The following is a 14,465-nucleotide window of genomic DNA, read 5'->3' as shown; positions in this document are numbered from 1 at the left end:
AAGAAACAAAAAAGTCTAGGCTTACAAACCTTGAACTAAATTTATCCCTCAATCCTTAAATTTCAGAAACTCGACTACGTCTCAAACAGCCTGAAATTTTACGGAATTTTCGCTTCAAATTTCACGTTCAATTTTTGATAGGCCAGTTTTCATATCGATAATCCAATAATTCAGCATCAGATTAAACATATCCAAATGTTATCAAATTATCCTTCATCTATAGTATTATACTCGATTTTGTCATTTCGAGCGTAGTGAAACGGAGTCGAGAAATCTAATAATAGCCTGAGATTTCTCCATTACGCTGCGCTTCAGTCGAAATGACAGATCATTTCAATTATCTATAGAGAATTCATTCAAAACCGAATTTAGAAACTACTCTTCACTCGCCGCTTTCACTGCTTCCAGCTTCTCCTTGGTAAATGCCCCTCCATCAAAAAAAGACACTCCTTTAGCGCCGTTTGCTTTTGCCTGATTTATCGCTTCCGTAAGATCTTCAGGAGTCATTTCAGGAATATAAATTCCGGTGTGTAATTCAGTATTCTTGGATTCTAAATCCTGTACTCCTTGTTTGGTTGCAAATCCAATCCAATCTAATTCTTCATTATAAAAATTGTTATAGATCATTGGTAATACATAATCAATATCCCATTTATCCCAACGCTGGCGCACCATATGATCTGCCATTTCTGGATAAGGGAATACTGCGGCACTAAGCTCTTTATTATTTTCATGAACAATTTTATAAGCATCATTCACAAGATCTCTAATCCTGTTTAATCGAAACTGCTTCCACTCCATATCAATTTGAGGGTCGTCTGTATCCCTAGGATCTTTGTGGTGCATTTCTTTAAACTTTGCAATACAAACATCACAGTAACAAAAATCGTATTCTGGCATTTCTGTAGTCTGCTCTAAATCGTATTTAGGCAATAAACCTATAGGAAGAAAAATATCCGGGAATCGTATATAATCCAAATGTACCGTTTCTACATCCTTAACTTTTGCAAGGCCTTCTACCAGGCTTAAAATATGATTTCTGGACTCTTCTCTGGTTGGACAAAGCCACTGATAATAATCTACGTAAGGACGATGATCAAAACAGGATTCGCCATTACGACTTACCTGGTACCACTCTGGATGTTGTAAGGCTACTTTGTCTCCCGGGCGGTTCACTGCCATAATCCATGCGTGAACTTCTAAACCTTCAGCTTTGGCAAGTGGTGTTAAACGAGAAAGTAATTCAGGATCGGTATCGGTATTAATCAACACGGCATCCAGCCCATTTTCTTTATATTTTTTAAATTCTTCAGTATAGGATTCATCTGTTCGGCTGGCATCTGCAGTAATCCACGTCCAGTATTTAAAATCTGAATCAGCATTAGTTTCGCTTTCAGTTCCTTCGCTAGCTTCGGCAGTATTAGCGTTAGCTTTTTGCATATTATCTAAACACGAAATGGTCGAAAAAGCGACCAATAACGAAAAAAGTAAAAATCTAAATTTCATACGATTAAGGTTTGTCTTGAAATTGCCCGTTTTGGGCAATAATTATTTGGTTAATTGAATAAACGATCCATCTTCTTTAATCAGGTATTTCTTTCCTGAAAAAGGACTTTCAACACTAAGATTATATCCTGAAGAATGGACTTCTATTTTCGGATTTAATTCTTTATTTAAAACAGAAACCGGCAAATCCTGAAGCTTTTCTACGGTATTTGCCCACTTTTGATGTTTTGAGTAATAATCTTTTTGCGCTCTGTATAAAGAATACATCGTCCAACGAATATGTTCGTCTTCCGGAATTTTAAATTCAATATTCTCTGAAGGCTTTTTATCACTAAAAAACACATAGCCCCAATGTTCGGGTTCATGCATATTAATCACACCTTGCGGCGACCAAACCCAGTTATATTCTGGTAGAAACCGGCCATTTTCATCTTTCTTTCTTGAATAATGCCCCTCTTTAAGATCATGATTCCAGTTTACACGAGAAAAATTAACACGCCAAAAATCATTCTGCGGAATTTTCCCATTGGCACTGGCTTCGGTTAAAACATCCCATGGCATAGCAATTTCTACTTCCCAGTATTGGTCTTTATCTGAAGCATCGTTTAAAGTGCCTTGAATATTCACAGCAGATTTAATTCCGTTAATATCCCAGTGATCAATCGCCGGACCGCCCTCACGATAAGCTTCAATAAGCATTAAATCCCAAACAGTATTCAAGGCATTTACCTCAAACTCCATATATTTTTGGGTATCCCCATCAGGATCAATAAAAACTTCGAAGTCGTTATTATAAAAAATTACCGTATCTCTTTGCTTTAAAGTAGCCCATATATGCGGTTCTTCTAATTTGGCGTAGATATAAAAATACTGATCGTCCCAAAGCATTTTTGCATTGGTTTTATACTTCGGGACTTTATCGCCTTCAATATCAATAAAATCAGCAGTCCATTTCGCCTCTTTCCAGCTAGATTCATCGGCTTTACCATCTATAACAATTTCTTCTGAAGTTTTATAAGATACGTAAGAACGCGGTGGCTCTTGTGCCAAAGCATTTAGACAAAAAAGAGATCCGAAAATGGCTAAAATCGATTTCATTTTATAAACTGTTATTTTTTACAAAGTCTACTACTTCGCTAATTTTACCATAAGCAACACCTGTACAGGTATCGGCGGCCCCGTAATACAAAGCTAACCTATCTTCTTCATGAGAATGTAATGCTGCACAAGGAAAAACCACATTTGGTACATCTCCGGTCAATTCATAAAGTTCTGCCGGAGCTAATAAATAAGGCTGCGAACGGTATTTTACTTTATCTGGTTCGTTTTCATCTAAAATGGCGGCACCCACCGAATATCTAAATCCATTACAGGTAGCGATAACACCGTGATAAAACAATAACCAACCTTCATCGGTTAAAATCGGCACCGGGCCGGCGCCGATTTTGGTGCATTGCCATGCACTTTGTTCAAACGGAGCAACTTTCATAACACAACGATGCTCACCCCAGTATTTCATATCCGGGCTATAGCTAATGTAAATATCGCCAAATGGCGTATGCCCATTATCACTTGGGCGACTTAACATGGCATATTTACCATTGATTTTTTTAGGGAATAACACTCCGTTTCGGTTAAAGGGCAAAAAAGCATTTTCACATTGAAAAAATTCTTTAAAATCGAAGGTGTAAGCGATCCCAATTGTAGGGCCGTGATAACCATTACACCAGGTAATCCAGTATCGATCTTCTATAAAAGTTACCCTAGGATCGTATTTATAATCTGAATCGATCATTTGGGTATTCCCAGCCTGCATCTGGATTGGCTCGTGGTTAATATTCCAATTGATCCCATCTTTACTAAAACCGGCAAAAATATTCATTTGCACCGCTTTGTTATCACATCTAAAAACCCCGGCAAATCCATCTTCAAAAGGAACTACAGCACTATTAAAAATACTGTTTGAAGTAGGGATAGCATATCGATCGATAATAGGGTTCTCGCTATGTCTCCAAAGTACATCTTTACAATTTTCAGGTTTCTCCTGCCAAGGTATATTCTTCATCTTCTTCTTTTATTTTTATTCGAAAAATCGAGATTTTAGTGTTTTATCCCAACTATTAATCAGGTTATTTTATTATTTTCAACTATCGTCTGCACTGGTTTCAAGGTGCTTCACCTTATCAAGCCAGGTAAACTTCAATATCAAACTGCTTAACAGAAAAACCGCTAAGGTCACCCATGTTTTATTATAATCTCTCACCACTAAAAATATAGGTAACAGGATCATACTTGATTGCCAGATGATCCCAATAATACAATTGAACATATCCAGCCAAAAATCCTTATTTTTCTCTATCTGTTCTTCTGAATAATAATCCCTAACCGGCTTCCACCATCCCCAGGGATGTACATTGGTATAAAATGACTTTAAGGTGGCCATATCTGTAGGTTTGGTTAAGAATGTTCCCAGCAAAGATCCCAATACAGAAAATACCAAAATAATAGGAAATAAATAAATAGCTGGAATTTCTGAAAGCTCGTGCAGTAGCGTTCCTGCTTCTAAATTCGTTTTATTCTGATCTAAGAAAAACTGAAGTGTAGCAATGATCAAACCTGCCAACATTCCCCAAAAATATCCCCAGCCATTAAAACGCCACCAAACCCATTTTAAAAAGTTTGCGGCTACATACCCTCCATAAAGGGCACTGGTAATCCACAGGGTAATCGAGTTAATAGAATCTGCAAAAAAACCCATAATCACTCCCAGGGTAACCACTCCAAAAGAAGCGATGTGACTGGCTTTTACATAATGACTATCTGAAGCCACGGGTTTAAAATATTTTTTATAAATATCATTCACAATATAAGCAGGCCCCGCATTTACAAAAGCTGAAAAAGTAGACATAAACGCGGCTAGCAATCCTGCCAGCAACAAACCTTTAATCCCAACCGGAACCCGGTTATTAATCACTTTTGGTAAAATAACCTCCAGGTCATTACCAGTAACCGCTCCTGCTTCAGCCATTTGTGGTGCGATAAAAGCCAATCCTATTAAAACAATCCCACCAATTAAAAGATAACGTGGAATAAATAGTACCAAATTGGTAAAACCACTCATATAAGCCGCATCTTTTACATTTCTGGTAGAAAGAATTCGTTGCATATCGTAACCCGGAGTTGGTCCGGCTACACTCGAAAAGAAACCTTTAAACAGCGTCATCCCGATAAAAGCACCAAACATTTTATAGCCTTGTGTGTCTATAAGTCGGTTAAATTCCTGGTAATCCCCAGACCAAAAACCGGTAAGTTGATTGCCAAAGAACACATTTTTCCATTCTTCAGGGATAAGTTGATTAACCTCAACATCAGTAAATGCATAAAATGTATACCCTGCCACCAATACCCCGGCAAGTACCATAATTAAATATTGTAAAACCTCGGTAGTCACTACAGAGAACATTCCACCTTTAATGGTGTAGATCGTAGTAAAAAATATAATTAGTAAGGCGTAGGTCTGTTCTGAATTTAATAAGGTAGTTTGAGCAATAGTAAGGCTTACATCCCAGGGAAGGATTACGGTCATAAACTTACCGGCACCTTCAAAAAAATAGGCGATAAAACCTATAGATGCGACTACGGCAAAGATCGCTACGATTAAATGGGAAGCCCTGCCTGCTTTATCATCTCCAAAACGGGTAAGAATCCACTCAGATCCCGTCATCACTTTAGAGCGTCTAATCCAAACCGCCAGGAACATCATTACGAAGACCTGATTCCAGATAGGCCACATCCACATAAACATGAAGCTTTTTACCCCATATAAAAAAAGGATTCCTACCATCCAGGCGGTCCCGGAAACATCAAACATCCCTGACCCATTACTTAAGCCCAGGTAATACCACTTTATCGTTTTCCCTCCCAAAAAATATGAATCCAGACCTGCGCTGGCTTTTTTAGAAACCCAAACTCCAACACCCAGGGTTAAAATAATATAAAGGATAATGATGGCTACATCTACTATATGCATTAATTCTGTTTATTTTTTGGCTACACCCCAGTTTTTATTCGGTTCGCTTCCCATCACAAACTCTAATGTGCCGCCGGCAAGAATCTGCTCGTGAGAAATTGTTGTAGTATTAAATTCTTTTCCGTTAAGCTTAGCTGATTGGATATAGAAATTTTCAGGAGAAACATTTTCAGCTTTGATTACAAAAGTTCCACCATCCTGAAGATTAATCGTAGATTTTTCGAAAATAGGTGTGCCAATCTCATAGGTTGCACTTGCAGGACTAAAAGGATATAATCCCATAGAACTCAAAACGTACCATGCCGACATTTGCCCGGCATCCTCGTTTCCAGAAAGTCCGTTTGGTGTGGTATTGTATTGCGTATTTAAAATCTCATGAACATAATATTGTGTTCTCCAGGGCTTCCCAGCTTTATTAAACAAGTAAGCGATATGATGACTTGGCTCGTTACCATGAGCATACTGCCCTATTAATCCTGAAATATCTGCAGAAGTATGCTCTCCGGTAATTTCTGAACTTTCATTAAAAAGCTGCTCTAACTTTTCCGTGAATGGCTCGGTTCCTCCATGAAGTTCAATTAATCCTTGCGGATCATGAAGCACAAACCAGCTGTGTTGCCATGCATTTCCTTCAGTATAATCAGTATTTACACGATGTTGAGAATGCTTAGGATCAAATGGTAAATGCCATTCTCCTTTAGCAGATTTCCCTCTCATAAATCCAGTTTCGGGATCAAAAAGTTTTTTAAAACTTTCAGCTCTTTTAGAGAAATACTCGTAATCTTCCTGTTTACCTAATGCTTTGGCCATTTGTGCAACACACCAGTCATTATAAGCATATTCCAAGGTACTGGTTACCGATTCATTCCCTAAATCAAAAGGAATATACCCATATTCTTTCAATTCTTTAAGGCCACGCTGATCTTGCATCATGGTTGTTTTTAAAGCCTCAAAAGCACGCTCGGCATCAAATCCTTTTACCCCTTTAAAATAAGCTTCAACAATTACAGGAACCGAGTGGTATCCTGTCATAGTATTTGTTTCGTTTCCATAAAGCGTCCAAACCGGTAAAGATCCGCTTTCATCATAATAAGCAAGCATCGAATTGATAATATCTGGAACTTTATCTGGATCTGTAATAGTTAATAAAGGATTTTCTGCCCTAAAAGTATCCCAAAGTGACAGTGTAGAATAAGTTGTTCCATCAGCGCGGGAAATACTATCATTTTGCAATCGAAATTCACCATTTTTGTCACTAAATGTTACCGGTGATAATTTAGTATGATAAAGGGCAGTGTAAAAAATCTCTTTTAAAGAATCGATAGGAGTTTCTACTACAATGTCTGAAAGTGCCTCATTCCAGGTTTCTTTAGATTCTGATTTAATTCCTTCAAAATCGAAATTAGCATCACTGTCTAAATTTTCCTTTGCATTTTCTATGCTTACTGAAGATAATGCGACAGCAACCTGAAGTTTTTTATCTTCTTTATCAAAAAACAATTGTGCTGCAGTTTTTTTCCCATTAACTTCAGAAGCTTCAGAAAGCTTAGCTTCAGCATATAAATTAGAATTTATAACAGGTTTAGAGAATTTGGCTACAAAAAATACTTTCTGATTTTTGGCCCAACCTGTACTATGACGATACCCCGTAATAGTATTCTCGTCTTCTATTTTTATTGATGTTGATGTTGGCTCGTCCCAGTTGATAGCAAAACCAAGATCAATCACTACAGATTGCTCTTCTCCTTCTCCAAAGGTATAGTGGTGATAACCTGTTCTAAGAGATGAAGTAAGTTCTACGTTAATATCAAAATCTTCTAAAAACAACTGGTAATAACCAGGTTTAGCAGTTTCGTTATCGTGAGAATATTTAGAGAGGTAAGGAATATCGTTCCTTTCTTTTACTGTTTTGGTTAAATCTATTTGTTTATTCACCGGCATAAAAAGAAGATCAGCAAGATCACCAATTCCAGTACCCGATAAATGCAAATGACCAAATCCCGCTACCAGTGAATCTGAATAGTGATATCCCGAACACCAGTCCCAACCACTTGTTCCATTATCGGGACTTACCTGCACCATCCCAAACGGGCGGCTGGCTCCCGGAAACGTGTGACCGTGACCACCGGTTCCTATAAAAGGGTTTACAATACCAACTAAATCTTCATTTTTTGAGGTTTCTTTTAGATTTTCTTCTCCTTCTTTTTTGCAGGAAATTAAGAGTAAAAATGATGCAGTTATTATGCAAAATCGTTTTACCATAATCATTGATTTTTCGGATTTATTGTTGAGCCACCCCAACTTCTAAGCTAAATATTTATATATTCATCAACTATTAAAAAGATATTAGACCAATGACATATCTGAAAGGATAAACAACAAAATAGTTAATAAAAATATAAAAATTGGCTAGCACACATTCCATAAAAAATCTGTTTAAACTTTCAAGATTTGCAGATTATGAAATTAAGACTGTACACCATGTAATATTCTGGAGTATTTACTTTATTTTCAACACGTTAAGATGGGGCAGTTATTACGAAGATTATGCATTATCTATTAAAGGAAATCTTTTAGGCTTCCCAATACATATGTTCCTTTGCTATTTTACAATTTACTTCCTAATTCCTTCCTTTATTTATAAACGGCGATTTATTTTGTTTACGCTCTCATTGGTCATTACTATTTTTTGCATGGTAATCCTCAAATTTGAGCTTACTTATATTTTAATTAGTAATAACGTATGGCCAGAAGGTCCGGAAACTCATTCCCTTACGGCTAACTACGTAATCCAGATGATGCTGGGCGAGCTATATGTAATTTCATTTGTTACCGCTATTAAAATTACGATAGATTATATTTCTACCAACCAAAAAGCGGCAAAACTGGAACAATCCAAATTAGAAACCGAACTGCGTTTTTTACGTTCACAAATTTCACCACATTTTTTCTTCAATACCTTAAATAATATTTATGCGTTAACCTTAGAAAAATCAGACAAAGCTCCAGATGTCGTATTAAAACTCTCTGAGCTTATGCGGTATTTACTTTACGAGACAAAAAACAAACGACAAAGTCTGGAAAAAGAAATATTATGCATCCAGAACTATCTTGATCTTGAGCGAATTCGCTACGGAGACAATTTGAATGTAGAAATGGAAATTTCTGGCGATATCTTAGGGAAAAAATTATCCCCAATGTTGCTTATCCCTTTTGTTGAAAATGCCTTTAAACATGGTGTAAACGAAAACATAGGAAATGTTTTTGTAAAGATCAAATTAAAAATTGAAGATGATTTTCTTTACTTTGAGGTCGCTAACTCTACGTCCCAAAAGCGAAAAATGAAACTCCCAAAAAAACTAAAGCCTTCTGGCGGAATAGGCATTAACAATGTGAAAAAACGCCTGGAATTAGGCTACACCAAAGAAGAATATAAACTTGATATTGTTGAAAAAAACGGTCAATTTTTAATTCAATTAAAACTAAAACTAAAATGAGTCTTTCCTGTATCATAATTGATGATGAACCTTTAGCTATAAAGGTGATAAAAAACTATGTAGAACAGATAAAAGAGCTCTGCCTAAAGGAAACATTTACCAATGCGGTGGATAGTATGCATTATTTGCAGGAAAACGAAATCGATTTGCTCTTTTTAGATGTTAATATGCCACTTTTAGATGGATATAGCTTTTTAGAAAGTTTGCCTCATAAACCAAATGTAATAATTACCACTGCCCATGAAGAATATGCCGTAAAAGGATATGAATTAGAAGTACTTGATTTTTTAATAAAACCTATTCCCTTTCCCCGGTTTTTAAAAGCAGCCAATAAGGCTTTAAAATTAAAAAGTGAATTTCAGAATCCTTTAAAATCGACCGCTGAACCAGAACACATTTTTGTAAAAGTCGATAAAAAAAGAATGCGAAAAATCTACCTGAAAGATATCATGGTGATCGAAAGTTTAAAAGATTATATAAAAATTATTACCGCTACAGATAAACTTATCGTACATCAAACTTTAAGTAGCTTTACGGAAAGTTTACCACCGGATCAATTTATCAGAATTCATCGTTCCTACACCATCGCCATACCAAAAGTTGAAGCCATAGAAGGAAACAGCCTGGAGATTGGCGGTAGCCGCTATACTATTGGCCGTAGCTATATTAACGAAGCTAAAGATGCTATTTTAAAAAATGGGGATCAGGATTAATCCTGATCCTGTCTGGAACCCGATTTTAAAAAGTATTTGGGACTAACCCCGTATTTCTCCTTAAAAATTTTAGAAAAATAACTACGGTTATTTAAACCAATGGCCACCACAATCTCAGAGATATTTTTATCGGTATTCATTAGCATTTCTTTGGCAGCCTCCAATTTTCTATGCTGAATGTATTTGTTTACGGTAAGATCGTAAACATACTTAAAGCCTTCCTGAAGTTTATTTACGTTGGTTCCGGCCTCTTTGGCTAAAGCTTCCACGGTAAGATTACTCCCTAAGTCCCCTTCAATTCTTTTGGAAACATAATTCACTTTTTCGATATCCGATTTACGGAGAATTTGTGGCAGCTTATCTTCTGCTTCATCATCCTGATACTGGGCTATTTGAACCACCAACATTTCAAATGCCTTTCCTTCAAGGAAAATTGATCTCAAAAAACCGGTAAACTCTTTTGTTGCGATCTCTTCCATAAGATCAGCAGACTTTAAACTATAGTTGCCCTGATAAAAGAACTCTTTTTCAGAAACCTGATCTCTAAAAACCTCTTTAAGTTCTTCCTCTATTCCCTGAAACTGATAATTATCACGATGTGAAAAAATAGACCTGATAATTTCTAAACTTGAAACATGAGTTGCAACGTCTTTTTTAAAACTCAGTACATGCCCGTTATAACCACTACTGGACACAATAATATTCTGGAAACTGTCGATGGTATTTACCGTATTAGCATCTTCGAAACAATGATTTATACTCCCCTGAGAGCAAAAAATAAATTTTAATGGATGTATGCTATTTAAAGTGAAATGTATATCTATATCTTCATAGAACTTACAGTTATATGTGATAATACCAATACCCGAATCAAAGCTGGCTCCCCTAATATAACCTTCTCCTATACTTGAAGGAATTTTGAGAATAAGCTCTCCGGATCCATCGTTTACAGGAACATCAATACATTTAGAGATGTCTTTAATAATATCATTTACAGGTAAAGTATTAACGTCTATTCTCATAAAGTCTGCAGCGCTTTTAAAAACAAGCAGTTCGTGTAGTTACTAATTATTGTCTATTTGCAAACGTTTAAATAAGCTTGCGACAGGTAAAATTAATATTTGAAGTTAATTATTTTTAACGATTTTTAAAATTGTGCCTTATCAACTATTAGTTATGTGAAAAACGTTATTTATAATTAAAAACCAGCAATAATGCGGCATACTCCATAAAAAACAATCATTATTTAATCTGCTAAACTGAACTTTTGCTTTTTGTTTTTGCCCTAATATACTTAAATTTAATTCAATATTAACATATGTGGTATGCTTTGATGGATAACATTTTAACAATTTTCTATAGATTTGGTTAATCTACACTTTTCACCCGGCTTAATTTCAATATTTTCTAACCCCTTTTCGCTTCGGAATTTTATATAGATAAGCTATTCTTTAAAAATTAGATGACATAAATTGTATCTTTACATAAAACCTATTTTATGTCTAAAACATATTATGATCCTGCAGATTTAAGAAAGTTTGGTGAAATCACTGAATGGAGCGAAGAGCTTGGAAAAAAATTTTTCGATTATTACGGAAAAGTATTTGAAGAAGGCGCTCTTTCTGCCCGTGAAAAATCTTTGATTGCCCTGGCTGTATCTCATGTGGTTAAATGTCCTTATTGCATTGATGCCTACACCAAAGATGGCTTACAACGTGGTATTACTAAAGAAGAAATGATGGAGGCCGTGCATGCAGGAGCAGCGATAGAAAGTGGCGCGACTCTTGTACATGGTGTACAGATGATGAATAAATATAAAAAGCTTAGCATGTAAACTTTTTAAGCAATACTGCATTGTTTCATCTGGTACAAATGACAAAACAATTATGATGTCTTTAAAATCCCTAAAAGCAAGAGAAGATGATTTATCCAGCCCACAACGGCAGCTGGAATTATTGAGTGAAGGTATTTTTGAAGAAGGAGAACTACCAACATTTAAAGATAAAATTGCCGAAAGTGGTCATTTTCCGCTTAAACCTAAAAAACTGGAAATCTTGCAACTCAATCTTGGTTACATGTGTAATCAGGTTTGCTCACATTGCCATGTAGATGCCGGGCCGGATCGCAAGGAAATCATGACCAAGGAAACTATGCTGCTGTGTCTGGAGGTGATCAAAAATACAGGAGCACATACTTTGGATCTCACAGGGGGCGCGCCAGAAATGAATCCTAATTTTAGATGGTTTGTAGAAGAAGCTTCAAAGGCAGGCATTAAAGATTTTATTGTACGATCTAATTTAACTATCATTTTAGCAAATAAAAAATTTCACGATCTCCCTAATTTCTTCAAAAAACATAATGTTCATGTAGTTTCTTCCTTACCTTTTTACAAACGGGAAAAAACGGACAAACAACGCGGAAATGGAGTTTTCGACAAATCCATAAAAGCACTTCAGCTCTTAAACGAAGTAGGGTACGCCCAACCGGACAGTGCTCTTAAATTAGATCTTGTCTATAATCCGTCAGGTGCATTTTTACCTACAAACCAGGCCGCAATGGAACATGATTTTAAAAAAGCGCTAAAAGAGGATTTTAATATCGATTTCAATAATTTGTTTGCGATCACTAATCTTCCTATAAGTCGATTTTTAGAATATTTAATCGCTTCAGAGAATTATGAAGATTACATGTATTCTTTGGTTGATGCTTATAATCCCGCTGCAGTAGAAAATGTAATGTGTACCAATACTATTTCGATCAGTTGGGATGGATGGCTTTACGATTGCGATTTTAACCAAATGCTTGATCTTAAAGTCAATTCTAAAGTAAAGCATATTAGTGAGTACAACGAGGATCTGCTTAACGATAGAAACATTATCATTTCGCAGCATTGCTACGGATGTACTGCCGGGGCAGGAAGCAGCTGCCAGGGTTCTACTATTTAAGGCTTTTATCCTCAAATCAAGAAAATTATCTATGAGCTACCCCATGAAGCTTTTCGTAGATTTTTTTACAGGTCGTCCAATCCGGATAGCTATCTGAAAAACACCGTAGCTTTTAATCCCGATTATCACGTAAAAAAATAACAATTTTAAATATCACCATTACAATTGCTTCTTTAAAACAGATTAAAAAGTGACAATAGGAGCTCCTATAAATTTCACACAAAATTAAAGGCGATTTTCATATAATCATAGTATCTTGCTGAGACTGTAAAAAAACTGAAGGCTTTTTTTAGCGTATTTATAAATCTAACCTTTATACTTAAAATATTATTTTTTGGGAGAAACAATTACTTCAAAAAATTTACTTTTAATCTTTACCCGCAATCCAGAATTTGGCAAAGTAAAAACCAGACTTGCCAGGGATATTGGCCATCAGGCGGCATTAGATATTTATAAATTTTTACTCGCACATACGGCGAAGATCTGTACTCCGCTAGATACCGAAAAAGCAGTTTATTATTCTGAGGAAATACCTAATAACGATCTTTGGAATGCTGCAGTTTTTCAGAAGAAAAAACAGGTTGGTGAAGATTTAGGCGAGCGTATGCAAAATGCATTTGCCGAAGGTTTCAATTTAGGATACTCAAAAATTATAATTATAGGATCAGATTTATACGATATCGAGACCAAAGATTTAGAGCAGGCATTTAAAGTATTAAACAATCATGAAATAGTTATTGGCCCAGCCGAAGATGGCGGGTATTATTTACTTGGAATGAAACAACTTCACCCAAAACTCTTTAAAAATAAAAACTGGGGTACCGCAACGGTACTGCAGGATACAATAAACGAACTTAAAAAATCAAATTATAAATTATTAGAAAAGCGGAATGATGTTGACCTGTATTCAGATATCAAGGATCATCCTGCTTTTATTCCATTTTTCAAGGTATGACAATGACAGATGCAATTCAGGAATCCACCGATTATTTAAAATCTAAAGGATTTGAAGCTCCCGAAATCGGAATCATTTTAGGAACCGGACTAGGGAAACTGGTGGATGAAATAGATATCGAGCACGAAGCCAGTTATAACCATATTCCTTATTTCCCTACTGCTACTGTAGAATTTCATAAAGGAAAATTAATCTACGGTAGTCTGGAAGGAAAAAAAGTAGTGGTAATGCAGGGACGTTTCCACCTTTATGAAGGTTACACCTTACAGGATGTCACTTACCCGGTTAGGGTAATGAAGCGACTTGGAATTAAAAAATTACTGGTTTCTAATGCCGCTGGCTCTATTAATCTTGATTATAAAAAAGGCGAATTAATGTTAATCGACGATCATCTTAATTTCCAGGGAGGATCACCTTTAGCCTTTAAAGGGGTAGAAAAACTGGGAGAGCGTTTTGTAGATATGTCGCAACCTTACGACCCCAAAATGAATGCTACACTAGAAAAGATTGCAAAAAATAACCATATCAATTTACACAAAGGCATCTATGCTTCGGTTTTAGGCCCGCAATTAGAAACCAGAGCTGAATATCGATTCCTAAAAATAGCAGGAGCCGACGCCGTGGGAATGAGCACCGTCCCTGAGATTATTGTAGCCAACCATTTAAATATTCCGGTTTCCGCAGTTTCTGTAATTACCGATGAAGGAAATCCAGACGATTTAAAACCGGTAGATATTAGTGAGATTATAGCCATGGCCGAAAAAGCCGAACCACAAATGATTGTTCTTTTTAGAGAACTTATCAAAACGCTTTAATACA

At 36.1% G+C, this 14,465-nt stretch carries 12 protein-coding genes; 6 read left to right on the top strand and 6 right to left on the bottom strand.

Annotated features, from left to right (window positions below):
• Positions 1-375: 375 nt before the first annotated feature.
• From AC13DP_RS21325 to AC13DP_RS21305, 5 genes are all read right to left on the bottom strand, one after another.
• Entirely contained in the window at positions 376-1,506 is a 1,131-nt protein-coding gene (locus AC13DP_RS21325; protein ID WP_483068431.1) for a family 10 glycosylhydrolase, read from the bottom strand.
• Between the two features lie 42 nt (positions 1,507-1,548).
• Positions 1,549-2,604, bottom strand: a complete 1,056-nt coding sequence (locus AC13DP_RS21320) for a carbohydrate-binding family 9-like protein (protein WP_483068430.1) — start codon at positions 2,602-2,604, stop codon at positions 1,549-1,551.
• 1 nt (position 2,605) lies between these two features.
• Entirely contained in the window at positions 2,606-3,571 is a 966-nt protein-coding gene (locus AC13DP_RS21315; RefSeq protein WP_483068429.1) for a glycoside hydrolase family 130 protein, read from the bottom strand.
• Positions 3,572-3,649: 78 nt separating this feature from the next.
• Entirely contained in the window at positions 3,650-5,536 is a 1,887-nt protein-coding gene (locus tag AC13DP_RS21310; protein WP_483068428.1) for a sodium:solute symporter family protein, read from the bottom strand.
• Positions 5,537-5,545: 9 nt separating this feature from the next.
• Positions 5,546-7,804: a GH92 family glycosyl hydrolase gene (locus tag AC13DP_RS21305; RefSeq protein ID WP_483068427.1), complete on the bottom strand. Its 2,259-nt coding sequence runs from the start codon at positions 7,802-7,804 to the stop codon at positions 5,546-5,548.
• A 137-nt stretch (positions 7,805-7,941) separates the two neighbouring features.
• Between AC13DP_RS21305 and AC13DP_RS21300 the strand changes: the two genes are divergently transcribed.
• Complete coding sequence (locus AC13DP_RS21300) at positions 7,942-9,033, top strand: sensor histidine kinase (protein WP_148211774.1); 1,092 nt, start codon at positions 7,942-7,944, stop codon at positions 9,031-9,033.
• On the top strand, positions 9,030-9,746 hold the full coding sequence (locus AC13DP_RS21295; RefSeq protein WP_483068426.1) for a LytR/AlgR family response regulator transcription factor: 717 nt from the start codon (positions 9,030-9,032) through the stop codon (positions 9,744-9,746). The genes AC13DP_RS21300 and AC13DP_RS21295 overlap by 4 nt, the downstream gene beginning before the upstream one ends.
• On the opposite strand, the gene AC13DP_RS21290 is transcribed toward AC13DP_RS21295, so the two are convergent.
• Positions 9,743-10,768 carry a helix-turn-helix domain-containing protein gene (locus tag AC13DP_RS21290; protein WP_013073568.1) on the bottom strand — a complete coding sequence of 342 codons (1,026 nt, stop codon included), beginning with the start codon at positions 10,766-10,768 and terminating at the stop codon, positions 9,743-9,745. The genes AC13DP_RS21295 and AC13DP_RS21290 overlap by 4 nt on opposite strands.
• A 476-nt stretch (positions 10,769-11,244) precedes the next feature.
• Here AC13DP_RS21290 and AC13DP_RS21285 point away from each other — a divergent pair, with 476 nt between their 5' ends.
• The 4 genes from AC13DP_RS21285 to AC13DP_RS21270 all read left to right on the top strand — a co-directional run bounded on the left by AC13DP_RS21285 (position 11,245) and on the right by AC13DP_RS21270 (position 14,461).
• The gene (locus tag AC13DP_RS21285; protein ID WP_013073569.1) at positions 11,245-11,580 is read left to right on the top strand and encodes an arsenosugar biosynthesis-associated peroxidase-like protein; all 336 of its coding nucleotides are present in this window, start codon (positions 11,245-11,247) and stop codon (positions 11,578-11,580) included.
• A 55-nt stretch (positions 11,581-11,635) separates the two neighbouring features.
• Positions 11,636-12,691, top strand: coding sequence for an arsenosugar biosynthesis radical SAM (seleno)protein ArsS (gene arsS / locus AC13DP_RS21280; RefSeq protein ID WP_347406323.1), 1,056 nt, complete (start codon positions 11,636-11,638; stop codon positions 12,689-12,691).
• A 334-nt stretch (positions 12,692-13,025) separates the two neighbouring features.
• Entirely contained in the window at positions 13,026-13,646 is a 621-nt protein-coding gene (locus AC13DP_RS21275) for a TIGR04282 family arsenosugar biosynthesis glycosyltransferase (RefSeq protein ID WP_272958877.1), read from the top strand.
• 2 nt (positions 13,647-13,648) lie between these two features.
• Positions 13,649-14,461, top strand: coding sequence for a purine-nucleoside phosphorylase (locus tag AC13DP_RS21270; protein ID WP_272958879.1), 813 nt, complete (start codon positions 13,649-13,651; stop codon positions 14,459-14,461).
• The last annotated feature ends 4 nt before the right edge of the window (positions 14,462-14,465 follow it).

It is taken from the genome of Zunongwangia sp. L-65 (assembly GCF_056859415.1).
Note: the sequence above shows the minus strand (reverse complement) of the source record. Positions and strands in the feature narration are given on the sequence as shown.

Bases quoted from the DNA above. Each gene is read 5' to 3' on its own strand.
- AC13DP_RS21325 (WP_483068431.1), bottom strand. From the start codon at position 1,506: ATGAAATTTAGATTTTTACTTTTTTCGTTATTGGTCGCTTTTTCGACC.
- AC13DP_RS21320 (WP_483068430.1), bottom strand. From the start codon at position 2,604: ATGAAATCGATTTTAGCCATTTTCGGATCTCTTTTTTGTCTAAATGCT.
- AC13DP_RS21315 (WP_483068429.1), bottom strand. From the start codon at position 3,571: ATGAAGAATATACCTTGGCAGGAGAAACCTGAAAATTGTAAAGATGTA.
- AC13DP_RS21310 (WP_483068428.1), bottom strand. From the start codon at position 5,536: ATGCATATAGTAGATGTAGCCATCATTATCCTTTATATTATTTTAACC.
- AC13DP_RS21305 (WP_483068427.1), bottom strand. From the start codon at position 7,804: ATGATTATGGTAAAACGATTTTGCATAATAACTGCATCATTTTTACTC.
- AC13DP_RS21295 (WP_483068426.1), top strand. From the start codon at position 9,030: ATGAGTCTTTCCTGTATCATAATTGATGATGAACCTTTAGCTATAAAG.
- AC13DP_RS21290 (WP_013073568.1), bottom strand. From the start codon at position 10,768: ATGAGAATAGACGTTAATACTTTACCTGTAAATGATATTATTAAAGAC.
- AC13DP_RS21285 (WP_013073569.1), top strand. From the start codon at position 11,245: ATGTCTAAAACATATTATGATCCTGCAGATTTAAGAAAGTTTGGTGAA.
- arsS (WP_347406323.1), top strand. From the start codon at position 11,636: ATGTCTTTAAAATCCCTAAAAGCAAGAGAAGATGATTTATCCAGCCCA.
- AC13DP_RS21270 (WP_272958879.1), top strand. From the start codon at position 13,649: ATGACAGATGCAATTCAGGAATCCACCGATTATTTAAAATCTAAAGGA.